The 25,885-nt window shown below is 70.7% G+C and carries 24 protein-coding genes and 1 pseudogene; 16 read left to right on the forward strand and 9 right to left on the reverse strand.

Going from position 1 to position 25,885, the window contains the following annotated elements; genetic code table 11:
* Positions 1 to 329 precede the first annotated feature (329 nt).
* From BM362_RS26750 to BM362_RS26810, 13 genes are all read left to right on the forward strand, one after another.
* Positions 330 to 1,190: a TetR/AcrR family transcriptional regulator gene (locus tag BM362_RS26750; RefSeq protein ID WP_067588862.1), complete on the forward strand. Its 861-nt coding sequence runs from the start codon at positions 330 to 332 to the stop codon at positions 1,188 to 1,190.
* Positions 1,190 to 2,083, forward strand: coding sequence for a beta-keto acid cleavage family enzyme (locus BM362_RS26755; RefSeq protein ID WP_067588864.1), 894 nt, complete (start codon positions 1,190 to 1,192; stop codon positions 2,081 to 2,083). The genes BM362_RS26750 and BM362_RS26755 overlap by 1 nt, the downstream gene beginning before the upstream one ends.
* Positions 2,076 to 3,035, forward strand: a complete 960-nt coding sequence (locus tag BM362_RS26760) for a 3-hydroxyacyl-CoA dehydrogenase NAD-binding domain-containing protein (RefSeq protein ID WP_093575006.1) — start codon at positions 2,076 to 2,078, stop codon at positions 3,033 to 3,035. Before BM362_RS26755 ends, BM362_RS26760 begins: the two co-directional genes overlap by 8 nt.
* Entirely contained in the window at positions 3,028 to 3,453 is a 426-nt protein-coding gene (locus tag BM362_RS26765) for a thioesterase family protein (protein ID WP_067588868.1), read from the forward strand. The genes BM362_RS26760 and BM362_RS26765 overlap by 8 nt, the downstream gene beginning before the upstream one ends.
* Before the next feature lie 82 nt (positions 3,454 to 3,535).
* Positions 3,536 to 5,128, forward strand: coding sequence for an ABC transporter substrate-binding protein (locus BM362_RS26770; protein WP_067588870.1), 1,593 nt, complete (start codon positions 3,536 to 3,538; stop codon positions 5,126 to 5,128).
* On the forward strand, positions 5,125 to 6,081 hold the full coding sequence (locus tag BM362_RS26775) for an ABC transporter permease (protein WP_093575007.1): 957 nt from the start codon (positions 5,125 to 5,127) through the stop codon (positions 6,079 to 6,081). The genes BM362_RS26770 and BM362_RS26775 overlap by 4 nt, the downstream gene beginning before the upstream one ends.
* Positions 6,078 to 6,974 carry an ABC transporter permease gene (locus BM362_RS26780; protein WP_093575008.1) on the forward strand — a complete coding sequence of 299 codons (897 nt, stop codon included), beginning with the start codon at positions 6,078 to 6,080 and terminating at the stop codon, positions 6,972 to 6,974. The genes BM362_RS26775 and BM362_RS26780 overlap by 4 nt, the downstream gene beginning before the upstream one ends.
* On the forward strand, positions 6,971 to 8,548 hold the full coding sequence (locus BM362_RS26785; protein WP_067588874.1) for an ATP-binding cassette domain-containing protein: 1,578 nt from the start codon (positions 6,971 to 6,973) through the stop codon (positions 8,546 to 8,548). The genes BM362_RS26780 and BM362_RS26785 overlap by 4 nt, the downstream gene beginning before the upstream one ends.
* Before the next feature lie 8 nt (positions 8,549 to 8,556).
* Positions 8,557 to 9,657: a serine hydrolase domain-containing protein gene (locus BM362_RS26790; RefSeq protein ID WP_093575009.1), complete on the forward strand. Its 1,101-nt coding sequence runs from the start codon at positions 8,557 to 8,559 to the stop codon at positions 9,655 to 9,657.
* Between the two features lie 14 nt (positions 9,658 to 9,671).
* Positions 9,672 to 10,577 carry a cobalamin-binding protein gene (locus tag BM362_RS26795; protein WP_067588878.1) on the forward strand — a complete coding sequence of 302 codons (906 nt, stop codon included), beginning with the start codon at positions 9,672 to 9,674 and terminating at the stop codon, positions 10,575 to 10,577.
* A gap of 136 nt (positions 10,578 to 10,713) precedes the next feature.
* Positions 10,714 to 11,304 (forward strand): hypothetical protein, encoded by a 591-nt coding sequence (locus BM362_RS26800; RefSeq protein ID WP_093575010.1) that lies wholly within the window; start codon positions 10,714 to 10,716, stop codon positions 11,302 to 11,304.
* Entirely contained in the window at positions 11,301 to 11,504 is a 204-nt protein-coding gene (locus tag BM362_RS26805) for a DUF6186 family protein (RefSeq protein ID WP_067588882.1), read from the forward strand. Before BM362_RS26800 ends, BM362_RS26805 begins: the two co-directional genes overlap by 4 nt.
* 47 nt (positions 11,505 to 11,551) lie before the next feature.
* Positions 11,552 to 12,025: an SRPBCC family protein gene (locus tag BM362_RS26810; protein ID WP_067588884.1), complete on the forward strand. Its 474-nt coding sequence runs from the start codon at positions 11,552 to 11,554 to the stop codon at positions 12,023 to 12,025.
* On the opposite strand, the gene BM362_RS26815 is transcribed toward BM362_RS26810, so the two are convergent.
* The 5 genes from BM362_RS26815 to BM362_RS26835 all read right to left on the reverse strand — a co-directional run bounded on the left by BM362_RS26815 (position 12,022) and on the right by BM362_RS26835 (position 19,726).
* Positions 12,022 to 12,798 carry an SDR family oxidoreductase gene (locus BM362_RS26815; RefSeq protein WP_093575011.1) on the reverse strand — a complete coding sequence of 259 codons (777 nt, stop codon included), beginning with the start codon at positions 12,796 to 12,798 and terminating at the stop codon, positions 12,022 to 12,024. The two genes, BM362_RS26810 and BM362_RS26815, sit on opposite strands and share 4 nt — an antisense overlap.
* Positions 12,799 to 12,874: 76 nt before the next feature.
* On the reverse strand, positions 12,875 to 13,225 hold the full coding sequence (locus BM362_RS26820; RefSeq protein ID WP_232791872.1) for a hypothetical protein: 351 nt from the start codon (positions 13,223 to 13,225) through the stop codon (positions 12,875 to 12,877).
* Positions 13,226 to 13,302: 77 nt separating this feature from the next.
* A complete protein-coding gene (gene ligD / locus BM362_RS26825; RefSeq protein WP_067588888.1) occupies positions 13,303 to 14,244 on the reverse strand; it encodes a non-homologous end-joining DNA ligase in 942 nt (313 codons plus the stop codon).
* A gap of 101 nt (positions 14,245 to 14,345) precedes the next feature.
* Entirely contained in the window at positions 14,346 to 16,448 is a 2,103-nt protein-coding gene (locus BM362_RS26830) for a DUF6541 family protein (RefSeq protein ID WP_143132492.1), read from the reverse strand.
* A 296-nt stretch (positions 16,449 to 16,744) separates the two neighbouring features.
* A complete protein-coding gene (locus tag BM362_RS26835; protein ID WP_093575112.1) occupies positions 16,745 to 19,726 on the reverse strand; it encodes an arabinosyltransferase domain-containing protein in 2,982 nt (993 codons plus the stop codon).
* Positions 19,727 to 20,133: 407 nt separating this feature from the next.
* Here BM362_RS26835 and BM362_RS26840 point away from each other — a divergent pair, with 407 nt between their 5' ends.
* Positions 20,134 to 21,525, forward strand: a complete 1,392-nt coding sequence (locus BM362_RS26840; RefSeq protein WP_093575013.1) for an amino acid permease — start codon at positions 20,134 to 20,136, stop codon at positions 21,523 to 21,525.
* An 87-nt stretch (positions 21,526 to 21,612) separates the two neighbouring features.
* Here BM362_RS26840 and BM362_RS26845 read toward each other — a convergent pair whose 3' ends face one another.
* Together BM362_RS26845 and BM362_RS26850 are read right to left on the reverse strand one after the other, a co-directional pair.
* Positions 21,613 to 22,074 (reverse strand): nuclear transport factor 2 family protein, encoded by a 462-nt coding sequence (locus BM362_RS26845; RefSeq protein ID WP_093575014.1) that lies wholly within the window; start codon positions 22,072 to 22,074, stop codon positions 21,613 to 21,615.
* A gap of 13 nt (positions 22,075 to 22,087) precedes the next feature.
* Complete coding sequence (locus BM362_RS26850; protein WP_093575015.1) at positions 22,088 to 22,999, reverse strand: pyridoxamine 5'-phosphate oxidase family protein; 912 nt, start codon at positions 22,997 to 22,999, stop codon at positions 22,088 to 22,090.
* A gap of 104 nt (positions 23,000 to 23,103) precedes the next feature.
* On the opposite strand from BM362_RS26850, the gene BM362_RS26855 reads away from it, so the two are divergent.
* Positions 23,104 to 23,664, forward strand: a complete 561-nt coding sequence (locus BM362_RS26855) for a CGNR zinc finger domain-containing protein (RefSeq protein ID WP_093575016.1) — start codon at positions 23,104 to 23,106, stop codon at positions 23,662 to 23,664.
* A 4-nt stretch (positions 23,665 to 23,668) separates the two neighbouring features.
* Here BM362_RS26855 and BM362_RS26860 read toward each other — a convergent pair whose 3' ends face one another.
* Complete coding sequence (locus BM362_RS26860; RefSeq protein WP_093575017.1) at positions 23,669 to 24,229, reverse strand: TetR/AcrR family transcriptional regulator; 561 nt, start codon at positions 24,227 to 24,229, stop codon at positions 23,669 to 23,671.
* Positions 24,230 to 24,265: 36 nt separating this feature from the next.
* On the opposite strand from BM362_RS26860, the gene BM362_RS26865 reads away from it, so the two are divergent.
* Positions 24,266 to 25,288 carry a DMT family transporter gene (locus BM362_RS26865; protein ID WP_093575018.1) on the forward strand — a complete coding sequence of 341 codons (1,023 nt, stop codon included), beginning with the start codon at positions 24,266 to 24,268 and terminating at the stop codon, positions 25,286 to 25,288.
* Between the two features lie 248 nt (positions 25,289 to 25,536).
* On the opposite strand, the pseudogene BM362_RS50355 reads toward BM362_RS26865, so the two are convergent.
* Positions 25,537 to 25,740 (reverse strand): annotated as a pseudogene (locus BM362_RS50355) (glycoside hydrolase family 15 protein); the annotation flags it as partial.
* Between the last annotated feature and the right edge of the window lie 145 nt (positions 25,741 to 25,885).

Below are 25,885 nucleotides of genomic sequence, written 5' to 3' on the forward strand. Positions count from 1 at the left end.
TCCACCACCCGCGAGACCGCGGCCAGCGCACCCAACGATCGAGGCACCCAGCCCCTCCCCCGCACCCCGATCCGAAGCCTCCCTGCGGTTCTGGGGTGCTTGTCAAGGCATCTTTCCCGCCCTGACAAGCACCCCCGAACCGTCAGCACACTCGGGCTTCGGGGTGCCCCACGCAACCACTCCACCTGCGAAACGCACCCCTCATCCGACTGATCCGCCAGTCAACCCAAGATCGCAACTCCTTGCCACAAAACAGATAATTCAAATCGTTACGCATCCACCCCCACCGGAGTTGCGATTTTCGCAACGCGCAGTTACCGTCTCCGGCCATGGACGAAACGGACCAGCTGAGAGAACGGGTGCGCCAGCTGATCCAGTCCATGCCCGTCCCCCAACGCGAGTTCGCCGCCGCCATCGGCCTGGACCAGACCAAACTCTCCAAGGCCCTCAACGGCACCCGCCGCTTCTCCCCGCACGAACTCGTCCGCGTGGCCGAATACTCCGGCGTCACGGTGAACTGGCTGCTCAACGGCAGCGACGACGCCAAAACCGTCACCGCCGTCCCGGCCCCGGCCGCGGGGACCGCCAGCGACCCCGGCGACCTGGCCCACTCCGAGCCCCGGCGGCGGATTCTCGAAACCGCCTGGCAGCTCATCGCCGAACGCGGCTACCACCGGGTGCGCATCGCCGACATCGCGCAAGCGTGCGGCACGAGCACCGCCGCCATCCACTACCACTTCCCCACCAAAACCGAAGTCCTCGACGAAGCGTTGCGGCGCAACGTGAAGCTCGCTTTCGACCGGCAGGTCGCCGAGCTGCACGCGGTGCCCGGCGCGCACGACCGGCTGCTGAAGCTGGTCGAACTCCAGCTGCCCACCGAGGGCCTGCTGCGCGCCGAATGGTCGGTGTGGCTGCAGGTCTGGAACGAGGTCGCGCTCGACCCGCGGCTGCGTTCGCTCTACACCGATTCCTACGACCGCTGGTACCAGACCATTCTCATGACCATCCGCACCGGCCAGGAGCAGGGCGTGTTCCGCCTGGCCTGCCCCGAGGCCGCCACCGCGCAGCTCACCGCGCTGATCGACGGCCTCGGCATCCAGGTGCTGACCGGGCGTCCCGGCAGCACGGTGGGCGCGATGCGCGCGCACCTGCACGACTTCATCGACCGCTCGATCGTCCAAGGAGCCTGATGAACCACGAGGTCATCGTCACCTGCGCGCTCACCGGCGCGGGGGACACCACCCGCCGGAGCCCGCACGTCCCGGTCAGCCCGGCGCAGATCGCCGAGAGCGCCGTCGAGGCCGCCAACGCCGGCGCGGCCGTGGTGCACATCCACGTGCGCGAACCCGAAACCGGCGCGCCGTCGCGGGACGTCGCGCTGTACCGCGAGGCGGTGCGGCTGGTCAAAGAGTCCGGTGTGGACGTTGTCGTCAACCTCACCGCGGGTATGGGCGGCGACCTGGTCATCGACGCCGAGGACCCGCTCAAGCCGGTCGACGGCACCGACCTGGTCAACGCGCACGACCGGCTCCCGCACGTCGAAGAACTGCTGCCGGACATCTGCACCCTCGACTGCGGTTCGCTGAACTTCGGCGAGGGCAACCAGCTCTATGTGTCCACTCCGGACATGCTGCGCACCGGCGCGAAGCGCATCCAGGAACTGGGCGTGAAGCCCGAACTGGAGATCTTCGACACCGGCAACCTGTGGTTCGCCACGAAGATGGTCTCCGAAGGCCTGATCGACCCGCCGCCGCTTTTCCAGCTCTGCATGGGCATCCCGTACGGCGCGCCGCCGGATCCCGGGCTGCTGCAGGCGATGGTGCACCTGCTGCCGGAAGGCGCGCAGTGGGCGTCGTTCGCCATCGGGCGCGAGCAGATGCCGTGGGTCGCGCAGTCGGTGCTGCTGGGCGGGCACGTCCGGGTCGGGCTGGAGGACAACCTCTACCTGGCGCGCGGTGTCAAGGCCACCAACGGCCAGCTCGTCGAACGCGCGGTGGACATCGTGCAGAAGCTCGGCGCGGACATCGCCGGCCCGGACCGGGCGCGGGAAATCCTGGGGCTGAAGGAGCGCGTGAATGCCTGAGACCGCTGAGACCGCTGAGACCACTGTGGACACTGTCGCCTGCATCGGAGCCGGCGTCATCGGCGGCGGCTGGGTCGCGCACTTCCTCGCCCAGGGCTTCGACGTCCGGGCCTGGGACCCCGCCCCAGACGCCGCGGAGAAGCTCGAACGGCTCGTCAACGCGGCCTGGCCCGCGCTCACCGAATTGGGCCTCAAGCCGGGCGCGAACCGGGACCGGCTCACCGTCACCGCGACGCTCGCGGAGGCCGTCGACGGCGTGGGCTTCGTCCAGGAGAGCGCGCCGGAAGACCTGCCCCTCAAACAGAAACTGCTCGCCGACATCGACGCCGTCACCGCGCCGGACGTCGTGGTCGCCTCCTCCACCTCCGGCTACGGCATGACCGAAATGCAGGTCGCCGCGAAGACGCCGGAACGGCTGGTCGTCGGGCATCCGTTCAACCCGCCGTACCTGATTCCGCTGGTCGAGGTCGCGGGCGGGAAGCTCAGCGCGCCGTGGGCGGTCGAGCGGGCCGCCGCGTTCTACCGGCGCGTCGGCAAGTCCGTGATCACGATGGACCGCGAGGTGCCCGGGTTCATCGCGAACCGGCTCCAGGAAGCGCTGTGGCGCGAAGCCCTGCACATGGTCGCGAACGGCGAGGCGACCGTCGAGCAGATCGACCTCGCGATCACCGACGGACCGGGCCTGCGCTGGCCGGTCCAGGGCCCGATGCTGACCTTCCACCTGGCCGGCGGCGAGGGCGGCATGGCGCACATGCTGGACCACTTCGGACCGTCGCTGAAGTCGCCGTGGACCCGGCTCGAAGCACCCGAACTCACCAAGGACCTGCGCGACGCCGTGGTCGCGGGCTGCGCCGACGAGGCGGACGGGCGGACCATCGCCGACCTGGTCGCCGAACGCGACCGGGCGGTCATCGCGATCCAGCGCGCGGTCGGGCAGGCCCGTCGTGGCTGAGTACCGCGACCGGGTCCGGCCGGAGTGGATCGACTACAACGGCCACCTCTCCGAGCCCTACTACGTACTCGTCTTCGGCGACGCGACCACGGCGCTGATGGACATCGCCGGCCTCGGCCCCGGCTACCGGGAGAGAACCGGGGCGTCGCTGTACACAGTGGAGGCGCACGTCCGGTACCTGCGCGAAGTCGGCGCGGACGCCGAACTCGAGGTGACGACCTCCGTGCTGTCAGTCGGCGCGAAAAAGGTGCGGCTGTGCCACGAAATGCGCGTCGGCGGCGAACTCGTCGCCACCGAAGAGCTGTTGTGCCTGCACGTTTCCGGGGGCCGCGCGACGCCGTTCCCCGCCGAAATCGCCACCGCGCTCGACACGCACCTCGCCCCGGTCCCGGACTACGCGGGACGCGCCATCGCCTGACCCCCTCCCCCCATCGTGTCGTGAGCGGCGATCCCGGTCAGAACCGGGATCGCCGCTCACGACACCCGCTCGAAAGTCACCCATGGAAGCCCGATGTAAACCGACCAACGTTTCCCGCCGCCGATTCCTCACCGCCGCGCTCGGCGGCGCCGCTCTCGCCGGCACCGCTCCCCTGCTGGCCGCCTGCGGCTCCACCGTCGCCGCCGCCGTCCCCTCCGGGCCACCCCGGCGAGGCGGCACTCTTCGCGTCGGAGTCACCGGCGGAGGCGCGTCGGACACGCTCGACCCGCACATCCCCGCCACGAACCCGGACATCGCCCGGGTGCTCAACCTCTACGAGCCGCTCCTGCTGCGCGATCACGACTACCGGCTCCAGATGCTGGTCGCCGAATCGCTGAAGTCCTCGCCGGACGCGCGCACCTGGACCGCCGTGCTGCGCCAGGGCATCCGCTTCCACGACGGCCGCCCGGTGACCCCGGCCGACGTCGTCGCGACCTTCCGCCGGATCACCGACCCGAAGGACCCGAAGAGCGGCGCGGCCGGGCTGAGCATGCTCGGCGAGGTCGCCGCGACCGGCGACCGGACCGTCGAATTCCGGCTCACCTCCCCGAATTCCGGCTTCGACGACCTGCTCGGGCAGTACAGCCTCGGCATCGTCCCGGCCGATTTCGACGTCAAACGGCCGATCGGCACCGGCCCGTTCAAAGCCGAGACCTTCACCGCCGGGCTGCAGAGCACCTTCGTGCGCAACGAGCACTACTGGCGTCCGGGCGAGCCGTACCTGGACCGGTTGTCGCTCATCAACTTCGCCGACGACGACGCCCGGATCAACGCTCTCCTCTCGTCCCAAGTGGACGCGATCGACCAGGTTCCGGTGGCGCTCGTGGACGTGCTCCGCAGCGATCCGCGGATCCAGGTGCTCCGGTCGGAAACCGGGACCTGGCTGCCGTTCACCATGCGCGTCGACCGGCCGCCCTTCAACGACGTCCGCGTGCGCCAGGCGCTGCGCCTGGTGGTCGATCGCGAGCAGATGATCAATCAGGTGCTCAGCGGACAGGGCCGGGTCGGCAACGACCTGTACGCGCCCTTCGACCCGGCCTACAACCGGCAACTGCCGCAGCGGAAGCAGAACATCGCCGAGGCGAAACGGCTGCTCGCCGAAGCGGGCAAGCCGAACCTCGACATCGAACTGGTCACCGCGCCGATCCAGGCCGGTGCGGTCGAGGCGGCGCAGGTCTTCCAGCAGCAGGCCAAGGCAGCAGGCGTGAACGTGCGGATCCGGAAGATCGACACCACCACGTTCTACGGCGAGAACTACCTGTCCTGGGATTTCGCGCAGGACTTCTGGTACACGCGCAACTACCTGCCGCAGGTCGCGTCCGGCGCGCTGCCGAAAGCGCCCTACAACGAAACCCATTGGAACGACCCGGAATTCACCGGCCTCGTCACGCGGGCGAGCGCCACCGTGGACCCGAAGGCGCGCACGGAGCTGCTTCACCGCGCGCAGCAGATCGAATACGAACGCGGCGGGCTGATCGTCTGGGGGTTCGTCGACCAGGTCGACGCCTACCAGTCCTATGTGGCCGGATTCGTGCCGGACCGGACCGGGATCTCGCTGTCGGGCTACCAGTTCCGCCAGGTCTGGCTCGGCACGGCGGAAGGGGGCGCGGCATGACCCGGCTGATCCTCAAACGGCTGCTCGTGAGCCTCGTGGTGCTGTGGCTGGTCACCCTGCTGGTGTTCGTCGCGACGCTGCTGCTGCCGGGCGATCCGGCGCGGGCCATCCTCGGCCAGCAGGCGACTCCGGAGCGGATCGCCGCGCTGCAGCACCAGCTGCACCTCGACGAACCGGTCTGGCAGCGCTACCTCTCCTGGCTGGGCGGCCTGTTCACCGGCGACCTCGGCACGTCGACCTCGACCCAGGGCCCGGTCACGACGCTGCTGGCGGACCGCGTGTCGGCCTCGCTCGTCCTGCTCGTGCTCGCCGCCGTGATCGCCACCCCGCTCGGGCTCGCCTTCGGCACCTGGACCGCGATGCGCCGCGGCCGCGCCGGCGACCAGGTCGTCTCCGGGGTCAGCCTGGTGATCGCCGCCTTGCCGGAGTTCGTGATCGGCGTGGCGCTCATCGTCCTCTTCGCGACGACGGTGTTCCGCGTCCTGCCTTCAGTCACCCTCACGCCACCAGGCGAAGCGGTATGGGCGCAACCGAGTCAGCTCGTGTTGCCGGTGCTCACCCTCGTGCTCGTCGTGACGCCGTACATCACCCGGATGATGCGCGCGACGATGAGCGAAGTCCTCGATTCCGGGTACGTGGAAATGGCACGGCTCAAGGGAATGCGCGAGCGGACGGTGCTGCTGCGGCACGCCCTGCCGCACGCGGTCGGGCCGGTCGCGCAGGTCGTCGCGATCCAGCTGGCGTGGCTGGCCGGCGGCGTCGTGGTGGTCGAGTTCCTGTTCCGTTACCCCGGCATCGGCCAGGCGCTGATCGACGCGGTCGGCAAACGCGACGTCGCCGTCGTCCAGGCGGTGACGCTGCTGATCGCCGCGGTCTACATCGTGGTGAACCTGCTGGCCGACGTGATCGGCATCCTCGCCGATCCCCAGCTCCGGACGGAGGCGCTGCGATGACCGCGGTCGAAGAAGAACGGGTGGTGCCCGCCGTCCCGGAAACGCCGCCGCGCGCGGCCGGGCTGATCCGCACCGCCTGGGCGTTCCCGCAGGCCAAGGTCGGCACCGTGCTGGCCGGAGTCGTGGTCCTCGTGGCGTTGCTCGGCCCCTGGCTCGGACCGATCCTCACCGGGCACACCACCACGGACTTCGCCGGGAAACCGTTCAAACCCGGCGGACTCATGGGAACTGACGGCCTAGGCCGCGACGTCCTCACCCGCTTCCTGGCGGGCGGCACCACGCTGCTGCTGTACGCGGTGCTCGCCACCGCGCTCGGCATCGTGCTCGGCGCGCTGCTCGGCATGATCGCCGGGTACGGCGGCGGCTGGCTGGACAGCCTGCTGATGCGCGGCAACGACGTGCTGCTGTCGTTCCCGCAGCTGGTCATCGCGTTGCTGGCGATCGCGGTGATCGGCCCGAAGGGCTGGCTGCTGGTGCTGGTCATCGGGCTGACGCACGCGCCGCGGACCGCGCGGGTCGCCCGGCAGGCGACGGTTTCGGTGCGCAATCACGATTACATCCGCGCGGCCGAGATGTACGCCGTGCCGCGCGGCCGGATCCTGCTGCGCGAGATCCTGCCGAACATCACCGGCCCGCTGATGGTGGAGCTGGGGCTGCGGCTGACGTATTCGATCGGATACATCGCCTCGCTGTCGTTCCTCGGGCTCGGCATCCAGCCGCCCGCCGCGGACTGGGGCCTGATGATCAACGAGAACCGGATCGCGCTCGTCGTGCAGCCGTGGGGCGTGCTGCTCCCGGTGGTCGCGATCGCGGTGCTGGCCGTCGGCACGAACCTCGTCGCCGACTCGCTCGCCTCGGCCGCGGCCGGGCGGACCCGGGAGGATCGGGGATGACCACAGCCATGACCAAGGCCCTGGAGGTGACCGGGCTGGCCGTGCGCACGACAGCGGGCCGTCCGGTGCTGCGTTCGGTGTCCTACGAGATCGCCCCCGGCGAGGTCCTCGCGCTCGTCGGGGAGTCCGGCTCCGGCAAGACGACCGCCGGTTTGGCCGCGCTCGGCCATTTCCGGCGCGGGCTGGCCTCCGGCGGCGGCCAGGTGGTGCTGCACCCGCGCGACGGCGAACCGGTCGACATCCTGACGCTCGACGACGCCGCGCGCCGTCAGTTGCGAGGCAACGCGGTCGCGTACATCCCGCAGGACCCGGCGTTGTCGCTGAACCCGGCGCTGCGCGTGGGCCGGCAGATCGCCGAGGTGCTGGAAACGCACGGGTATGCGGGTGCGGCGGGCGAGCGGGTGGCTGAGGTGCTCGCCGAGGTCGGGTTGCCCTCCGACGAGGCATACCAGCGGCGATACCCGCACCAGCTGTCCGGCGGGCAGCAGCAGCGGGTCGGGATCGCGATGGCTTTCGCGTGCCGCCCGAGCGTCGTGGTGCTGGACGAGCCGACCACCGGCCTGGATGTGAAAACACAGGCGCTGGTGCTGGAAACGGTCCGGCAGCTGACGTCCGAGCACGGTGTCGCGGCGCTCTACATCACGCACGACCTCGCCGTCGTGGCGCAGCTCGCGGACCGGGTCGCCGTGATGTACCAGGGAGATCTGGTCGAATGCGGCGTCGCTGACGACGTGTTGCGGCGGCCGAAGCACGCGTACACGAAGCGGCTCCTCGCTGCGGTGCCCGACCTCGGCGCGGAGCCCGCCGCTGCTCCGCCACCGGACGACGCGGTAATCGCCGCGCGCGACATCCGGATGTCCTACGGGCAGCACAAGGTGTTGCGCGGCATCGACCTCGCCGTGACGCGCGGAGAAAGCGTGATGCTGCTCGGCGAGTCCGGCTCCGGCAAAACCACGCTGTCGCAGTGCATCGCCGGACTGAACCGCGGATTCACCGGTACTGTCGCGCTCGAAGGCACCCCGCTGGCTCCGGCGGCCCGGCAGCGCAGCACCGACGAACTGCGGCGGATCCAGTACGTCTTCCAGAGCCCGTTCTCGTCGCTGAACCCGCGCAAGACGATCGCGCAGTCGATCGAGGTTCCGCTGGTGCGCTTGACTTCCCTCTCCCGCACCGAGCGCCGGAAACGCGTCGCCGAGACCCTGGACCGGGTCCGCCTGCGGCCGGACCTCGCGAACCGGCTGCCGGACCAGCTCAGCGGCGGCGAACGGCAGCGCGCCGCGATCGCCCGCGCGCTCGTGACGACGCCGGACGTCCTGGTGTGCGACGAGGTCACGTCCGCGCTGGACGTCTCCGTGCAGGCCACCATCGTCGAACTGCTCGGCGAACTGCGCCGGGAACTCGGCATGGCGATGCTGTTCGTGACGCACAACATCGCCCTCGCCCCGGAGGTGGCGGACCGGATCGCGGTCCTGCGCGGCGGCGAGATCGTCGAAGAAGGCGCCGTCGAGGCAGTGCTGAACTCCCCGTCGCACGAATACACCAGCGAACTTCTCGCTACGACGCCGAGGCTGTGAGGAGCCGAATGACTGTCAACGGTGCAGTAAAACCCGGTTACGAAGGCGTGCGGGACGCGTTCGGCGAAATCATCGAGGCGACCACCGGCGGAGCCGCGTTCAGCGTGTTCCGCGACGGCGCCCCGGTGGTGGAACTGTGGGGCGGCTCGGCGGCGGACGGCGTGCCGTGGACCGAGGACACCCGTGCCGTGTTGTTCAGCGGCACCAAGGGTGTGGTCGCGACCGTCCTGGCGATGCTGACCGCGCGGGGAAAGCTCGACCCGGACGAACGCGTCGCCCGCTACTGGCCGGAGTTCGCCGCGGCGGGCAAGGAGGACGTGCCGGTCTCCCAGGTCCTTTCGCACACCGTCGGCCTGCCCTACGTCGAGGCCGACCTGCCCATGCTGGACAACGCGGCGAACGCCGGGGCCCTCGCCGCCCAACGTCCGTTGTGGACTCCCGGCACGAAGGTCGCCTACCACGCGCTCACCTACGGCTACCTCGCCACCGAACTGGCCCGGCGCGTCACCGGAGCGGACCTGGGCACGCTGATCCGCGGCCTCCTCGCCGAGCCGCACGGTCTCGACCTGCGGCTCGGCACCCCGCCGGCCCTCCCGGTCGCCACCCTGCGGCGCGCACCCGGGTACCGGATCAGCACGTTCCTCCACGACCAGGAACGCCGCCGGATCGTCGAACGGATGTACCGCGGCCTGCTCGACTCGGGCGACTCGATGAACTCGCCGGAGTACCGCGGCGCGACGCTGGCGGCAGGCGGCGCGGTCGGCACCGCGACCGCGATGGCCCGCCTCTACGACCTGCTGCGCTCGGGCAAGCTCGTCCCCGGAGACGTCCTCGCCCGCGCCACCCGCACCTGGTCCGAAGGCATCGACGCGATCAACGACCGCCCGCTGCGCTTCGGCCTCGGCTTCGAACTGGCCGACCCGATCGGCACCTACGGCCCCGCCGGCGCCGACCCCGCCGCCTTCGGCCATTCCGGAGCCGGCGGCGGCCGCCACGGTGCGTGGCCGTCCCGGGGTTTGTCGTTCTCCTTCGTGCCGAACGAACTCCAGGCCGAGGACGTCGACCGCCGAGCGTCCTCGCTTCTGCAGGCACTGCACGAGGCCGCCTGACCTACCTTGGGGAGATGCGGATCGTCTCCCTGCTGCCCGCCGCCACCGACCTCGTCGCCGTTCTCGGCAAGGCGAGCGACCTCGTCGGCCGCACCCACGAATGCGACTGGCCCGCCGAGGTCGCGTCGGTACCGGTGGTGACCGCCGCCGACCTCGGCTCCGACACCCTCACCAGCCGCGAAATCTCCACCGCCGTCGGCTCGTCGCACCAGGGTTCGTCGCTCTACTCGGTCGACGTCGGCCAGCTCGCCGCCCTCGCGCCGGACCTCGTGCTCACGCAAGACCTGTGCGAGGTCTGCGCGGTGTCCTACACCCGCGTCGCCGCGGCGGTGCGGATGCTCGACGCCGGACCGCGCGTGCTCAGCCTGGAACCGCGCACCTTGGACGAGGTCCTCGGCTGCCTGACCACCCTCGGCGACGCTCTGGACGTCCCGGACGTCGCCGCCGCCCGAGTCGCCGAACTCCGCTCACGGCTCGCCACGGTCGGCCGCCGCATCGCTGGACTTCCCCGGCCGCGGGTGGTCGCACTGGAGTGGCTCGACCCGCTCTGGCCGGCCGGACACTGGGTGCCCGAGCAGATCTCCACCGCGGGCGGCGCCCCGTTGCTCGCGGAACCGGGCGAGCACACGAAACCGATGACGTGGGACGCCGTGCTCGCCGCCCGCCCGGACGTCCTGCTCCTGCTCCCCTGCGGCTTCTCCCCGGACCGGACCGAGACTGAGCTGGACGTCCTCACCTCGCTCCCCGGCTGGACCGGCCTGCCCGCGGTCCGGAACGACCGGGTCTGGCTCCTCGACGGCCCGGCCTCCTTCAACCGGCCCGGCCCCCGGGTGGTGCGCGGAGCGGAGATTCTCGCGACGGTTCTGCACGGCCTTCCCGCCGATCCCCCGGTCAGCCCCGCGGAAGCCCGGCGGATCTGACTGACCGTCGTGCGTGGCAATCCCGGCGAGAACCGGGATTGCCACGCACGACCGGAAAAGATCGCCCGCGCGGGAAGCCACCCGCCCCCTTTCGCGTTGTCCCTCATGCAGGACCGGCACGGAACGGGGGCGTCCCATGGCACTGCCCGAACGGCACGCGGCGGACTACCCGGCGCCCCGCCTGGCCGTCGATCTCCCGATCGCGGCTCTCCTCATCGCCTCCCTCGCCCACTGGATCCGAGGCGCTCCCGCCGACGGCGTGATCTTCTTCGCCGCCGCGCTCCTGCTGATCGTCACCGAACGCCACCGCACCCCCGCCGACGCTCTGCTCCCCGCCGCCCGCCTGCCCGGCCCCTCGCTGATCGTCGCCGTCGCCCTGGTCGCCCTGGTCTTCGGCCGCCAAACCGTGCCGATGTTCCTGGCCGTCACCGCGATCGGCGTCGGCGCGCTCACCGTGGAATGGCGGGACCCCTCGCTCCCGCCGCGACCGGTGCCGCGCCGCAGCTGGCTGTGGGTCGCGCTGGCGATCTCCTGGTGCCTCTGGGAACTCATCTCCTTCGTCTACGAACAAGCGGCTGGCGGACTTTCGCTGACGCATCCCACGATGAGCGACCTCGTCGACCCGATGCTCGGCAACCGCGTCGTGCAGGCTCTCGCGCTCGGCGTCTGGACGGCCGCCGGGCTGGCGATGCTGCGAGCCGCCGCCACCGCGAGGAGAACGGCATGAGCAGCAGGCTGATCACCGAAATCGGCTTCGGCGCGATCGTGGCCGCCGCGCTCCTGCTGTGGCTGGGCAGCCACCTGTTCCCGGAGAAAATTCCGTCGCTGACCCGCGTCCTCTCCGCACTGATGCGCAAGCGGTCCACCCGGATCGCGCTCGTGCTGGCCTGGTGGTGGGTCGGCTGGCACTTCTTCGTCCAGAGCTGACCCCAGCCCCGGGTAAATCATCGATTATTTCTGCTATAGTCGACGATATGAGCGAACGCCTCGAAGTCTCCCGGATCATTCCCGCCCCCGCCGGCGCCGTCTTCGCGGTTCTCGCCGACCCGCAGGGCCACGTCGACATCGACGCGTCCGGGATGCTCATGGCCGCCGAAGGCGAACCGGTCACCCGGGCCGGCGACCGGTTCGTGGTCCACATGGACCGGGAAGCGCTCGGCGACCGGCCGCTGGGCAAGTACGACGTCGAGGTCGTCATCACGAAACTGGTCCCGGACGAGGAAATCGCCTGGACCGTCGAGGGCAGCCTCCGCCCGCACGTCCGCCACGTCTACGGCTACCGGCTGGAACCCGCCGAGGACGGCACCCGCGTCACGTCCTACTACGACTGGTCCGAACTCAGCGAGGAGTGGAAGGAGCGCCTGACCTTCCCGATCGTGCCCGAATCCGCCCTCAAGGCGACGCTGGGCATCCTGGAGCGCACCGTCCGCCGCCGAGCCGCCGGCTAGCGGTACCGCAGCGCGGCCGGCTTGCCCCGCTCCGCCAGATACTGCTCGAAGGTGACCACGCCGTCCGGGTGCTCGGGCGCCAGGTTCGCGCCAGCCGCGTAGCCCCGGGCGACCCGCCCCGGTGCCGGCACCGAAACGAGCCGTCTGGCCTTCCCCGACACGGCGAGCAGGGCACGCGCCAGCTCGGCCGTCGTCCGCACTTCCGGTCCGCCGAAGTCCGAGACCCGCTCCCGCGGTTCGCCTCGCGCCAGTTCGACGAGCCGCGCCGCGACGTCGCGCACGTCGACGGGCTGGAAGCGGAACTTCGGCACCGGCACCGCAGGCAGGCGCGCGGCACCGGCGAGGATCGTCCGGACCAGGGAGTGGAACTGCGTCGCCCGAAGGATCGTGTACGGCATCCCGGAACCCGCGATCAGCTGCTCGGCGGCCAGTTTCGCCTGGTAGTACCCGAGCGGGATCTTGTCCACGCCGACGATCGAGACGTACACCAGATGCGGCGTCTGCCCGCTCCACCGCGCGGCCTCGACGAGCGTGCGGACCGTCTCGACCTCCCGGCGGTAGTCCGTCGCGCAGTGAATCACCGTCCCCGCCCCGGCGACCGCGACGTCGATCCCCCGTCCCGTGCGCAGGTCGCCGGCCGTCCACCGGACGCCTTCGCCGGACCGCCTCCGCCGGCTCAACGCCCGCACCGGAACCTCCGCGGCCCGGAGCCGTTCCACGACCACCCGGCCCAGTTGCCCGCTTCCGCCGGTGACGAGGATCTGCTCGGCCACGTGGTCCTCCCCTGCCGCATCGCCCGGGCTCAGCCGGCTCTCGCCCGCCATCCTGGCATGCCTGGCACCGCGCGGGTCAAAACCTCGAACGCCACCGCACCGTCGGCTCGTCCGCTGCGTCCCGGCGCGGCGCGTCTTTCCGCAGCAGCACCGACAGCCGCCCGTAGGCGGTGATCAGCTCCGACGTCGTCTCATTCCCCCGCCCGGCCCGCGCGTGCTCGAACCCCTGGCGCAGCGCGGCCAGCGCGGCCGGTTCCGCGGTCGCGAGCAGGCCGGCGGCCTCGGAAACGGTCTCGGCCAGGCCGTCGAGCATGGCCTTCGTTTCCGGCCGTCCGGGCGCGACAGTCAGCACCGGCGAAAGCACGCGCAGCTGCTGGTGCAGCCGGTAGAGCACGGCAAGCGGATCGTTCTGCCCAGCACCGTCCATCGTGCTCCCCTCCGCTCCGTCCCCGGGGAGACGCGGCGGAGGCTCCCCCATGACGCCAGGCGCCCGCTCGACTTCGCTCAGGAGTCCTCTGCCTCCAACCCGTCCCGGTCGGCCCACTCCAGCAACGGCTCAAGCGAGTACGCCACGTCGTCGATCCCCGCGTGCAGGTCGCCGAGTTCGGCGAACCGCGCGGGCACGGTCGCGATCGTGCAGTCGTGCGGGTCGACGTCGTCGACCTCGTCCCAGCGGATCGGCGTCGACACCAGCGCCTCGGGCACGCCGCGCACCGAATAGGCGCTGGCGATCGTGTGGTCACGGGCGTTCTGGTTGTAGTCCACGAACAGCTTCTCCGGGTCGCGGTCCTTGCGCCACCAGGCGGTGGTGACCTCGTCCGGAGCCCGCCGCTCGACCTCGCGCGCGAACGCCAGCGCGGCCCGGCGGACGTCGGCGAACCCCCAGCGCGGCTCGATCCGCACGTAGATGTGCATCCCGCTGCCGCCGGACGTCTTCGGCCAGCCGCGCACGCCCAGCTCGTCGAGGATTTCTTCGGCGACGTGCGCGACCCGGCGCACCGTGGCGAACCCGCATTCCGGCATCGGGTCGAGGTCGATCCGCCATTCGTCCGGCCGTTCGGTGTCCGCGCGACGGGAATTCCAGGGATGAAACTCCACAGTGGACATCTGCACCGCCCACGCGACGTGCGCCAGCTCGGTCACGCACAGCTCGTCGGCGTGGCGGTGGTAGCGCGGGAACTGCACCCGCACCGTCTCCAGCCACGGCGGCGCACCGTTGGGCACCCGCTTCTGGTGCACCTTCTCGCCGGTCACCCCGGACGGGAACCGGTGCAGCATGCACGGCCGTTCCCGCAGCGCGCGCACGATCCCGTCGCCGACCGAGAGGTAGTAGCGGACGAGATCGAGCTTCGTCTCGCCGCGCGCCGGGAAGCAGACCCGGTCCGGGTTGGACACCCGGACCGTCCGGTCCCCCACGTCGAGCTCGACGGCCTCGCCCTTAGCCATGGCACCGACCGTATCCGGAAACGCCCGGGACGTCAGCGGCCGGACGGCACGAGGGTGAACTGCCCGCCCGCCGCGGAGCGGCGTCCCGCCACCGGGCTCGGTCAATTCGGCAACGCGGCCAGCACCGAGCGATCCAGCTTGTACACCGTCACCGTGCCCGACCGGAAGGCCACCGAGAGGCCGGGAAGGCCGTCCAGGTTCTGCAATCCCGGCGCCAGCTCGAACGTCGGCGCGGTGTACCAGCTGTTCGGCGAACCGGGTCCCGCGCCCATGGTGGGCGCTGCGCTGTCCACGTAGACGTAGCCGATGTTCAGCGACAACACGGTTTTCCGGATCTTCGGGTCGGTCGGGTAGTCGCGGAACGAGCGCAGCAGCTCATAGGTCACCGGTTCGAGGGCCGAGCCGAGCGTGACCACGTTGACCACCGGCACCCGGTCCTCGACATAAGCGTAGGTCGAGCCGTCGTTGGCGCTGTTCATCAGCCGTTCGCCGGGCTTGATGTGCTCCTCGACGAACTTCGCCGCCCGCTTGTCGTCGTCGTTCACCCTGGTGAACTCCGGCTTCGCGTAGCGGGTGGCGATCACCTCGGCGTTGCGGTGTTCGTAGGGAATCGCGGCGTAGCCGACATATCCGGCCAGCACGACGGCGAGCAATGCCGCGGAAACCGGACCGGCGAACCGTCGCGCCCAGCCGAACACCGCCGGTTTCTCCGGCTTCCCGGCCAAGCGAATGATTCCGATCGCCACGAATACGACCGCGATAGCCGCCAGCACCGGAATGAACAGGGAAATGTGCGACTGAATGCGCACATACGATTTGTAGAACGGGGATCCGACCATCGAGCCGATGCCCGACCAGGGGTGCACCCTGAAATCGACGACGATCGCCAGCCAGAACAGCCACATCGCGGCGACGCCCCAGGCACGGCGCAGCGCCAGGACGACCAGCACCCCCACCAGCGCGAGCACGCCCGCGCTGAGCTGCGAGAAGATGCCGTGCGGATCGAAATAGCCGCCGTAAGTGAGCTTGAGGTTGCTCGACAGCGCGTCGCCGAACGGTCCGGGCGGGATGTCCGGCGACCACGTCCCGGTGCGAGTGGCCTGGCTCGCCGAGCCGAGCAGGGTGGTTGCCGAGGCGAGCGCGGCGACCACCCCGGCGGCCAGCAGCACCGGCCATTGCCCGCGCAGGATTTCCCGTCCCCGCTTCGTGCAGGCCTCGACTATCCAGAACACCACCACGCTGAGCCCGACGGTGGCGGCCACGCTCGGGTGGACCGAGAACACCCCGGCCACCCCGATGCCCAGCACGACGGCCCGCAGCCAGCGCGAGCCCGGCCCCCAGCCGCGGAGCCCGCCCGCAGTGATCAGCGCCGCGAGCACGCCGGGAGCCATGCTCATCGCGGCCGCGTTCGGCGCGATCCCGCCGTCGTGCAGAAGCTGCACGCCCGGCCGGTACAGACCGGCCGCGACCAGCGCGGCCGCCCCGCCGGCGAGGGCCGTCCAGCCCGATCCGGCGCGCAGCCTGCGGAACACCGCGGCCGCGAGCGCCGCCGAGCCGAGCACGAACACCGGCCCGGTGATCAGGGCGTTCACCACGTTGAAGCCGGTGATCGGCCCGCCGCTCACCTGGCCCGACAGCGCGGCGGGCAGCGGCAGCCCGGACGGGTAGAACGACACCGGCTGCCCGGTCAGCACGTCGATCGGCAGCAGGTCCCACGGCGCGGCCCGGCCGGTGTCGCTGATGTATGCCACCAGCACCATGTGGATGATCGTGTCGTGTTCCTGCGGGTAGGTGTCCCAGGAGCCGAGGCCGCCGTGCCACTGCTGCATGGCCAGCGCGATGCCGCCCAGTACCAGGACCGCGGCGCCGATCTTGGCCGTCAGCAGCCACCGGCCGGTCAGCGCGGGCAGCAGCGAGGTGTCCGGCTGCTCGATCGGCGCGGGCTCGGTGCGGCCGCGGCGGAACCAGGCGATGCCGAAGACGATCGCGGACAGCAGCACGGTCACCGCGAGCGCGAGCGGAATCCCGAAGGACAGCCCGGGAATGCCGGACGCGAGACCGGCGAAGCCGTAGACGCCGATGCTGACCGGCGCGGTCAGCGCGGCCAGCCACAATTTGTCCCGGACGCCGGCGGCGAGTTGCACCAGAAGCCCCGGCACGGCGAGAACGGCCAGCCCCGCCAGCGGGTACAAAAGCAGACTCACGGCGAAGACCACCCAATCTCGTGAAGAACTCGTTGGATTCCACGGGGAACTGCAAGCTGTACTGAAGACTGGGGCCGCCGGCCGGGCGTCGAAGGCGTAACTTCCGATTCGCCTTCGATTCCGACGTGCTGGCTTCCGGCCGTCGCCGAGAATACGACACCGACCCCGGGATACCCGGACCGGCCCGGCAGAAGTCGATCGACCGCGGGGCGGGGCAGCGGGACGCCCCGCGTCCCGCCCCGCACAGGCTCCGGAAGCTCGGTGTGCCAGCCGCTCTCAGGGCCGCGGCCGCGCGACTACCCGCTGCCGCCGGGCTTCGCGTCGAGCACGGCCGTCTGCTTCGCCAGTCCCGACGTCGACCGGGTGCCGTGTTCGACGGTCAGTCCCCGCATCGCCACCGGGTAGTCGAACCGGAACACCGCGACCGGCTCCCGGACTTTGTCGCCGCGAAGGTACGTCGGCAGTTCGGTCGCCTTCGCGTCGGCGTACAGCGGCACGTACGGCCCCCCGGCGTCCGCGGAGTAGGAAACCCCGACCAGCGACTGCGCGTCCTGGCCGGGCGCGAAACGGTAGCGGACCGGCTGCACGATGCCGTCCGCCAAGGAGGCCGGGGTGCGGCACGGCACGACGAACGCGTTGGTCCAGTCCAATGTCACCGGCTCGTCCGCGGGGATCACGTTCGTCAGCGGCCTCAGCCGCGGAATCCGGGGCGCGGTGACCGCGACCCAGCCCGACGGACCGGGGTCCTCGTCCCGCGCTACGACCCGGACCCGCTGCGCCCCTGGCGCCTGCCAGCGGGGATCGAAGCGCGCGTCGAGCCACTTCCCGGTGTCGTCCGCTTTGGCCTGCACCGTCGCCAGCACGGTCCCGTCCGCTTTCGCGAACTCCACCGACACCCGCACTTTCCCGTGCCCGGCGCGGGAAATCACGACCGGCGGCGAATCCGGCGACCCGGCATCGGCGGGCAGGTCGTACCACCCGGTGACGAGCGTGCCGGTCCGCGACGGCGACCCGTACGAACTCCACGCCGGATGCTCCGGGTCGCTGCCGAACGGGGCCCGCGGCGGGGAGTCCGGCGGGAACGCGGTGTTCGTCGCGAACCCTTCCGCCGAGGCCGGAGCGGACGGCCGGAGCACGCCGGCGCCGATGTCCGGCTCGACGTCCAGCCAGTCCTCGACACCGCAGGCGTTCCCGGCATGGCCGGCTCCGGCCGCGAGGCCCAGCGAAGCCAGATTCGACCGGCCGACCGAGTAGGTGCCCCAGCGCAGCTTCACCGCTTGCGCCTGCCCGACCACCTCGACCGCCACCGTAGCGGCCGCCACCGCGACGATCACCCAGCCCGACCTCGGCAGCCAGCGCGGCGCCCGCCCCGCCCCGGCCCGGTGCCTCGCGCTCTGCCACGCCCCGGCGACCACGCCGGCGAGCGCGACCGCCAACCCGGCCCAGAGGGCCAGATCCGCCAGCCGCACTCCCTTGACCGTGGGGACGGTGTCGCCCCAGCGCACGTCGTAGTCGGACTGCATCCACCACCAGTTCGGCGCGGACCAGGCCAGCCACGTCGTCGCCGCGACCAAGCCCAGCGTCGCCGCCCGTGCCCACACCGAGGACAGCGCTCCGCGTGCGACGGTGTGCACCAGCATCGCGATGACCACCGTGCCGAATCCGGCCAGCGCGCCGAAGTGGTGGGTCCACTTCGTCGGCGTGAACGCGAGCACGACCAGGCACAGGACACTGATGACGACCATGCGGCGGGCAGGCCCGACAGCCAGTCCCGGCGCGCGGCGCCAGATCAGCAGCACGGCCGTCAGCGCCATCGCCAGGAGCATCAGCAGCACCGGCACCCGGCGGTTCAGCGCGCCCTCGACCACCGACGGGTCGAGCAAGGTGGCATACCGGTTGATTTCGCTCTGCCACGGCAGATCCGGCCCGATCTTCTGCCGGACAGCGGTCGACTCCAGGACGGCAGTCAGCGGCTGGTCGTAAAACGCCGTCAGGAGCGCGCTGGCACCGGCGCCGACCACCACCGCGACCGTGCCGAGCACGCGCAGGTCGCCGCTCCTGCGCACCAGCCGGACAAGGGGGCGCACTCCGGCGATGAACGGCAGGAACGCCGCGATCCCGAGCGGGTTCGTCGTCGCGGTGGCGCCGGCGACCACCAGCCCGGCCGCGACCGGCGTCACCGCACCGGTCGCCACGGCGCGTTCGACCAGCGCGAACACCGCCAGCGAGCCGAACACGATCCACGGCTCCGGCCGCAGCCCGACGTCGAAGGCCACGTACCAGGCCAGGAAAAGGGCCGCGGCCGACCAGCGGGTCCACCGGGCCGGCCGGTTCACCAGCCGCGGCAGCACGACGCGATCGATCAGAAACCAGGACGCCAGCCCCAGCAGCACCGACGGCAGCCGCATCCACACCATGGCGGGCGTGACGCGGCCGAGAAGCGCGTACAGCTCGTAATACCAGCCCCACGGTGCTTCCGGCGCGTTGAACCAGCGGAAGTAATTGCCGGTGAACCCGCTCGTCTCGCGAGCGCGCAGCATCGTCGAGATGTACCCGTCGTCCACGGTGAGCGCGCCGACGACGGACCAGACTCCGAGCACCCCGGTCACGACGAGGTCCGCCGGCCGCGGCACCCACGCCCGCCGGGGAAGCAGCCGGACCCCTCGTGCGGCTCCCCGATCGCGCCGGATGAGCAGCACGATCAAGCCGAGCAGCGCGAGCAGCGACACCACGCCGAGCGCGACCTTCGCCGCGCCCGGCGTGCTGACCCATCGCGTGTCGGGTTCGATCTGCGCGGAAACCGTGCCGGGATGCTCGGTGTACAGCCCGGTGACGATCGGCCTGCCCGTCGTCCTGGCGGTGCCGACAGTGGTGCCTTCGCCGTCGGCGTGCACCGTCAACGTGCAGTCGCCGCCGGCACGTTGGCGAAACAGTTCCGTGCCACCGAGTACTGCTCTGACCGTGCCGTCGACCGCCCGGATCTCCAGCCCGCCCGCGACGGGCTCCGCGCCCTGCTTGCCGTTCGGCGGGGTCGTCGCGAGCAACAACCCGTTCGGGTCGGCGCATCGGACAGTCGCGTCGAGCTTGGCCGGATGGTACGGGTACAACGGCAGCGCGGTGTCCTGCGCGCCGTCCCAGCGGTAGGTCGTTGTCCCGGTGTTCACCGGCGCGACGGTGAACAGCACCGCGGCCAGCGCGGAAACGAGCCCGAGCCCGATGATGAGCCAACGGTGGCCGGCTCGCGTGCTTGCGGCGGCGTCGGAATCTGGGGTCGGCACGGCGCGGAGTTTAGTGTCGCGGCGTATTTCCGCCGTGAAGCGGCCCAGCGCCGCCGCGTCATCGCACGTGAGGCCAGGCTCCGGGAGAATTCCGGGTCCGGGTGCCTCGGCCCGCCGCGCCGCGCGCTTCCGTCCACTGTGGAACAGCCGCCGCGCTCCGTCGTCGCCCGATCCGGCGACTGCGGCGCGCTTCCCGGCCCGGATACCCTTGAGGACGCCCCGGATTACCCGAAAGTCTCCGGCCGGACCGTCCACCGTGGACATCCGCGCAGCTCCGGCGCGATTTCCGGAAGTCAACCGGGCCCCGCCTGGTTTGCCCGGTTCCTCCACGGTGATCTGGAGCACACCTTAAGTCCAGCCTAGGTGTGCTGCGTCACGCGGTGCGGTACCGCTAGCGTCACGCAACCATGGAATCCACAGTGGTCGCCAAAGAGGGCGACAACTACACGAAAGCACTGGGCAATCGCCAGGTGCAGATGATCGCGATCGGCGGGGCGATCGGGGTCGGGCTCTTCCTCGGCGCGGGCGGGCGGCTCCACGAAGCGGGGCCGTCGCTGGTCCTTTCCTACGCGCTGTGCGGCATCGCGGCCTACTTCGTGATGCGGGCGCTCGGCGAACTCGTGCTGCACCAGCCCAGCTCCGGCAGTTTCGTGACCTACGCCCGCAAGTTCATCGGCCCGTGGGCCGGGTTCGTGTCCGGCTGGATGTACTGGCTGAACTGGGCCATGACCGGGATCGCGGAGATCACCGCGGTCGCGATCTACGTGCACAAGTGGCTGCCGGACGTGCCGCAGTGGATCACCGCGCTGGTCGCGCTCGGCGTGCTCATGGCGGTCAACCTGCTGAGCGTGAAGCTGTTCGGGGAACTGGAGTTCTGGTTCTCCGTCGTCAAGGTCCTCGCGATCATCGTGTTCCTGGTGACCGCGCTCGGGCTCGTGTTCACCGGGGCGAACATCGGCGGCGCCACCGCAGGCGTGCACAACCTGACCGACCACGGCGGGTTCTTCCCGGCGGGCGTCGGCATCGCGCTGATGACGCTGCAGGCGGTCGTGTTCGCCTACTCCGCGATCGAGGTCGTCGGCATCGCGGCCGGCGAGACCAAGGACGCGCGCAAGGTGCTGCCCAAGGCGATCAACGGCGTCGTGTGGCGGATCGGCGTCTTCTACGTCGGTTCGGTGCTGCTGCTGGCGATGCTGATGCCGTGGCCGTTCTACAACGGCGGCGAAAGCCCGTTCGTCACGGTGTTCTCGCGCCTGGGCATCGGCGGCATCGGCGACGTGATGAACGCCGTCGTCCTCACCGCCGCGCTTTCCTCGTGCAACTCGGGCCTGTACTCCACCGGCCGCATCCTCCGCGCGCTGGCCGACGAGGGCGAAGCGCCGAAGTTCGTCGGCAAGATGAACTCGCGCCACGTGCCCTACGGCGGCATTCTCTTCACGTCGGTGGCCTACGTGCTCGGCGTGGTGCTGAACTACATCGTGCCCTCGGAGGCGTTCGACATCGCCACCGCGATCGCCTCGCTCGGCGTCGTCGCCACCTGGGCGACCCTGGTGTTCTCCCAGATGCGCATGCGCCAGGCGGCGCTGCGCGGCGAACTGGAGCGGCCGGGCTACCGCATGCCCGGCGCGCCCTACACCGGCTGGGCCACGCTCGGATTCCTCGTGCTGGTCGTGGTGCTGATGGGATTCTCCGACGGGGCCGAGAAGATCGCGTTCTACTCGATCCCGGCGATCGTCGTGGTGCTCGCCGTCGGCTGGCGGCTCGTGTCCCGCAAACGGCAGGCGCGCACCGGCGCCTGAGCGGAGCCCGCGTTCCCCCATCCCCGCGAACGCGGCACCGGCCCGGCCGTCCTTCCGATACCACCGGAAGGACGGCCGGGTTCTCTTTCACCACAGCGGGAAGCCGGCCCCGCGCTCCGCTTCCGGCCGCGGCCCGAAGACGCGCCGCTGCGACTGCTCGATCCGCCGGTCGTTGATCGACGCCTCGCGCCGGCTCATCAGGCCGTTCTCGGCGAACTCCCACAGCTCGTTGCCGTAGCTGCGCCACCATTGCCCGTCCGCGTCACGGCTCTCGTACTGGAACCGGACCGCGATGCGGTTCTCGCGAAAGCCCCACAGTCCCTTGCGCAGCGCGTAGTCCTGCTCGCGCTCCCACTTCGCGGCGAGGAACTCGACGATCGCGGCGCGGCCGGCCAGGTGCGTGTCGCGGTTGCGCCACACGGAATCCGGCGTGTACGCGAGCGAGACTTTCTCCGGGTCCCGCGTATTCCACGCGTCCTCGGCGGCTTGGACCTTCTGCAGCGCGGCGGAGAGGTCGAACGGCGGGAACGGGGGCCGCGATTCGGTCATGACAGAGGTCCTTTCACTTGATGAGCTGGGGATTGCGCGGGTACGGCGTGTGCGCGACCTGCCGAGTCACTGGACGGCCCTCGACGACACACTGCACTGCGAACCGGAGGATCCGGCCGGTGTAGCCGTCGTCGCCCGAGCGGCCCGCTTCGCCCCATTCGATCGCGGCGGTGCCGGAGACCTGGAGGATGCGGCCGGTGGCGAAGTCGAAGAAGAGCAGCGCGGCTTCCGGGTTCGCGGCGATGTTGCCGAGGCTGTTGAAGAGGTTGTTTCCCGGATAATCGGGCCACCGCAGGGCATTTCCCTCGAAGCGGACGAATCCGGGCGCGCCGCCGCGATGGGACGCGTCCGCGCCGTGAGCGGGGTTGACGGTGCCGAGGAAGAACGTGTCGGCTTCCTGGATCAGCTCGATGTCGCCGGGACTCAGCTCGGTGCGTTCCGCCGCTGGTGCTGCTGGCTCGAAGTCTTGCGCGAGGGTCCGCTGCTGGATGTACTGCGGGCAATTGCCGTACGCCTGCTCGACCTCCACGATCAGGTGGTCTTTCGCGGCGGCCGAAAGAGTGCCGTTGATCCGGACCCGGCGGCGGGTCGCGAACTCGATGCTGGTCATGCCGAGCAGCTGCCCGGCCGGGAGCCCGTGCAGCGGATCGCCTTCCGGCAGCACGCGGTGGATCGCGAGCGTCGTCGCCGACCTGGCCGCCAAGAACCCGGGCGGGCCGGTGACGGGCGAGGTCCACAATCGCCCGCCCGCGTCGCGTCCGGTCAGGACGAGGAATGTCCGCTCGGCCAGGAATCCCGCCATTCCCGCGGAAATCCCGGCCGGTTCAGCCATCCGGGACAGGCGCGCGGCCTGGCGTTCGACTCCCGCCGCACGCTGGACGGCCAGCTCGCCGGAGTGGAACGCCTGCTGGATCGCCGGGCTCATCGCAGCCTCCCTTTCTCACGGGTTTCACCAGGAGGTTCCGTGAGGAGTTCTAGCAGTCGCTTCTCACGGATGCAACCCATTCCATCCGTGATATCGTCTCGGCCATGGGCATGCTGCCGGACGAGGTCGTGCCAGTCCGCCTGATGGCGACCGTCTGGGCCGACACCGGCGGGCTCCACGACGACCTCCGCACCCGCGAAGACCTCGACGCGTGGCTCGACGAGGTCGGCATCGAGCGCGGTTCACGGTCGTCCGCCGCCGAACTCGCACTGGCGCGACGGCTGCGCGACGCCGTCCGCCGTCTCGCCGCCCAGGTCACCGCCGACGACAGGCAGTCCCCCACCGTCGATCTGGACACCGCACTCGGCGATCTCAACGACCTCGTGACCCGCTTGCCAGTCCCCCAGCTGACCTTCGCGGCCGGGAAACTGCGGGAAAGCTCCTCGCGCGGCACTTCGCCGGTTGTCGCCGGATTAGCCCGCGTGGCACGAGAATCGATCGCACTGCTGGGCGGACCGGACGCGGCGAAGCTGCGCGCCTGTCACGCGCCGGGCTGCGTGCTCTACTTCATGAAGACGCATCCGCGCCGCGAATGGTGCTCCGTCGCCTGCGGCAACCGGGCTCGCGCCGCACGGCATTACGAGAAGATCCGCTCGACGCGCTGACAGTTCAGCCCAGCAGCACCGCCGCCGTTTCCGCCGCGCGCGCGAAGATGTTCTCGGCAACCCGCATTCCCGCCATCACGATCGCGCCTTCGTGCAGCAGCATGATCTGCTCGGCCACCTTGTGCGGCTCCGAAACACCCGCCGATTCGGCCACTTCGACGAGGACGCCGAGCAGCCACTGTTTGCTCTCGGTCATCACCGCGTACGCCGGACGCGCCGGATCGCTGATCTCCGCGTGCGCGTTGATCATGCTGCAGCCCTTGCCGCCGTACTTCTCCGCCCACGCTTCGGACGCGTCGAACACCGCCGCCAGCCGCTCCCGCGGCGTCGTTCCGGCCTTCTCCAGCCACTCTCCGAGGAACTCCCGCCAGCGTGCGTCCCGGGCGGACAGATACTCCACGACCAGCCGATCCTTCGAACCGAACCGGTCGTAGAGCGTCTTCTTCGTGACGCCCGCCTTCGCCGCGATGACGTCGACCCCGACCGCGTGGATCCCGCGCTCGTAGAACAACTCCGACGCGGCGGTCAGCACCGCTCGCGCTTTCGGCGTCCAGTCGATCGTCATGACCCCAGTGTATACCGATCTGTATAGTCCGGCGTCATGGGTAAACAGATCGGTATAGCCGCAGCCGCCGTCCTGTTCGTGGCGTGCTGGTCGTCCGGGTTCATCGGCGCGAAGCTCGGCGCGGCGGACGCGTCCGTGCCGACCGTGCTGATGTGGCGGTTCCTGCCGCTGGCCCTGCTGCTGGCGCCTTTTCTGCGTCCCGGCTCGATTCGCGAGCTGGGCAGGCACGTCTTGATCGGCCTGCTCTCCCAGTCCGGCTATCTGCTCACCGTTTACTGGGCCATCGGCGAAGGCGTCAGCACCGGCACCACCGCGCTCATCGACGGCGTGCAACCGCTGGTGGCCGCCGCGCTCGCCGGTTCGCTTCTCGGCGCCGCGGCGAGCGGACGGCAATGGTCCGGGCTCGCGCTGGGTCTCGTCGGCGTGGTCCTGGTCAGCTGGTCGGACGCCGCTTCGCACGCCCCCGCCTGGGCGTACCTGATCCCGTTCGCCGGAATGCTCGGGCTGGTCGCCTCCACTGTGCTCGAACGCCGGGCTCGCGTCCCCGCTCCCCCATTGCGCGCGCTGGCCATCCATTGCGCCACCTCGGCGGTCGTGTTCACCGCCCTCGCACTGGCGACCGGGAGCGCGGTTCCGCCCGCGTCCGGACACTTCTGGTTCGCCCTCACGTGGTTGATCGTGCTGGCGACCTTCGGCGGGTACGGGTTGTACTGGCTGCTCGTCGGCCGGATCGGCATGACGGCGGTGAACAGCCTGATGTTCCTGATCGCGCCGGTCACCTCGGTGTGGGGCACGGTGTGGTTCGGCGAGCCGTTCACCGTGCTGACCGGCGTAGGGCTCGGGTTGGCCCTGGTCGCCGCCGTCGTCGCGAACGGCAGGGTCAGCCGCCGTAGCGTTGCCGGACCGCCTCCGGAGTCTCCAGGTTCTTCCCGGCGTCCATGTTCTGCGCGAGCCGGAGGTACTGGCCTTCCGCCCACATCAACGGCACCGCGCTCCCGGTCGGACGGCCCAGCCCGAAGCACGCGACGTCGGCGCGATCCCACACCTGCTCGGGAATGAAGTACCCGTCGTTCGCCATCGACTTCAGCTACACCGCCGCCGGACGCCCGCTGGCCAGCTCGCACTCGGGATCGGCCGGTCCCGCGGACCCCGAGCCGGACGAGGTCGAGGAACCCGAAGCCGGTGACGTCGTGCTCGGAGAAGCAGCCCTCGTCGAAGCAGATCTGCCCGGCGTCGTCCGGGTCGGTTCCCCTGTCGATCCGCTCGTAATACATGTGGCCGCCCCGGTACCCGGCGGACGTCCGCGTCCAGCTGTCGAGCTGCGCCCGCCACGAGTCCGCAGTGGACTCCCACTGCCGCGCCGCCGCCGGGTCGCCGTTCGCCCGCGCGATCGCCCCGGCCGTGACGAGCCCGGCCACCTCCGCCGCGATCGACGACGGCGACCGGCCCTCCTGCTCCTCCCACCGCTCCGTCGTCGCGGGCCCGCTCGTGCGGATGTGCTCCGCCGTCACCTTGACCCGCGCGTACGTCGCCGCGTCGGTGAGCCCCGGTCATCCCAGCGAGAATGATCGCGTCGGAATCCTGGTCCAGCTGCTCGCACCAGCCGAGTTGCCGCGGCGTGGCCCCTTGGACCCCGCTCACCGGGCTGTACCGCGG

The sequence above is a fragment of the Amycolatopsis rubida genome, assembly GCF_900115345.1.
GTDB lineage: Bacteria > Actinomycetota > Actinomycetes > Mycobacteriales > Pseudonocardiaceae > Amycolatopsis > Amycolatopsis rubida.

Coding starts and splice junctions, on each gene's coding strand:
- BM362_RS26800 (WP_093575010.1), top strand. CDS start 10,714: ATGGCACTGCCCGAACGGCACGCGGCGGACTACCCGGCGCCCCGCCTG.
- BM362_RS26820 (WP_232791872.1), bottom strand. CDS start 13,225: ATGGACGGTGCTGGGCAGAACGATCCGCTTGCCGTGCTCTACCGGCTG.
- BM362_RS26860 (WP_093575017.1), bottom strand. CDS start 24,229: ATGACGATCGACTGGACGCCGAAAGCGCGAGCGGTGCTGACCGCCGCG.
- BM362_RS26755 (WP_067588864.1), top strand. CDS start 1,190: ATGAACCACGAGGTCATCGTCACCTGCGCGCTCACCGGCGCGGGGGAC.
- BM362_RS26780 (WP_093575008.1), top strand. CDS start 6,078: ATGACCGCGGTCGAAGAAGAACGGGTGGTGCCCGCCGTCCCGGAAACG.
- BM362_RS26850 (WP_093575015.1), bottom strand. CDS start 22,999: ATGAGCCCGGCGATCCAGCAGGCGTTCCACTCCGGCGAGCTGGCCGTC.
- BM362_RS26805 (WP_067588882.1), top strand. CDS start 11,301: ATGAGCAGCAGGCTGATCACCGAAATCGGCTTCGGCGCGATCGTGGCC.
- BM362_RS26845 (WP_093575014.1), bottom strand. CDS start 22,074: ATGACCGAATCGCGGCCCCCGTTCCCGCCGTTCGACCTCTCCGCCGCG.
- BM362_RS26810 (WP_067588884.1), top strand. CDS start 11,552: ATGAGCGAACGCCTCGAAGTCTCCCGGATCATTCCCGCCCCCGCCGGC.
- ligD (WP_067588888.1), bottom strand. CDS start 14,244: ATGGCTAAGGGCGAGGCCGTCGAGCTCGACGTGGGGGACCGGACGGTC.
- BM362_RS26865 (WP_093575018.1), top strand. CDS start 24,266: ATGGGTAAACAGATCGGTATAGCCGCAGCCGCCGTCCTGTTCGTGGCG.
- BM362_RS26855 (WP_093575016.1), top strand. CDS start 23,104: ATGGGCATGCTGCCGGACGAGGTCGTGCCAGTCCGCCTGATGGCGACC.
- BM362_RS26760 (WP_093575006.1), top strand. CDS start 2,076: ATGCCTGAGACCGCTGAGACCGCTGAGACCACTGTGGACACTGTCGCC.
- BM362_RS26770 (WP_067588870.1), top strand. CDS start 3,536: ATGGAAGCCCGATGTAAACCGACCAACGTTTCCCGCCGCCGATTCCTC.
- BM362_RS26775 (WP_093575007.1), top strand. CDS start 5,125: ATGACCCGGCTGATCCTCAAACGGCTGCTCGTGAGCCTCGTGGTGCTG.
- BM362_RS26795 (WP_067588878.1), top strand. CDS start 9,672: ATGCGGATCGTCTCCCTGCTGCCCGCCGCCACCGACCTCGTCGCCGTT.
- BM362_RS26840 (WP_093575013.1), top strand. CDS start 20,134: ATGGAATCCACAGTGGTCGCCAAAGAGGGCGACAACTACACGAAAGCA.
- BM362_RS26785 (WP_067588874.1), top strand. CDS start 6,971: ATGACCACAGCCATGACCAAGGCCCTGGAGGTGACCGGGCTGGCCGTG.
- BM362_RS26790 (WP_093575009.1), top strand. CDS start 8,557: ATGACTGTCAACGGTGCAGTAAAACCCGGTTACGAAGGCGTGCGGGAC.
- BM362_RS26750 (WP_067588862.1), top strand. CDS start 330: ATGGACGAAACGGACCAGCTGAGAGAACGGGTGCGCCAGCTGATCCAG.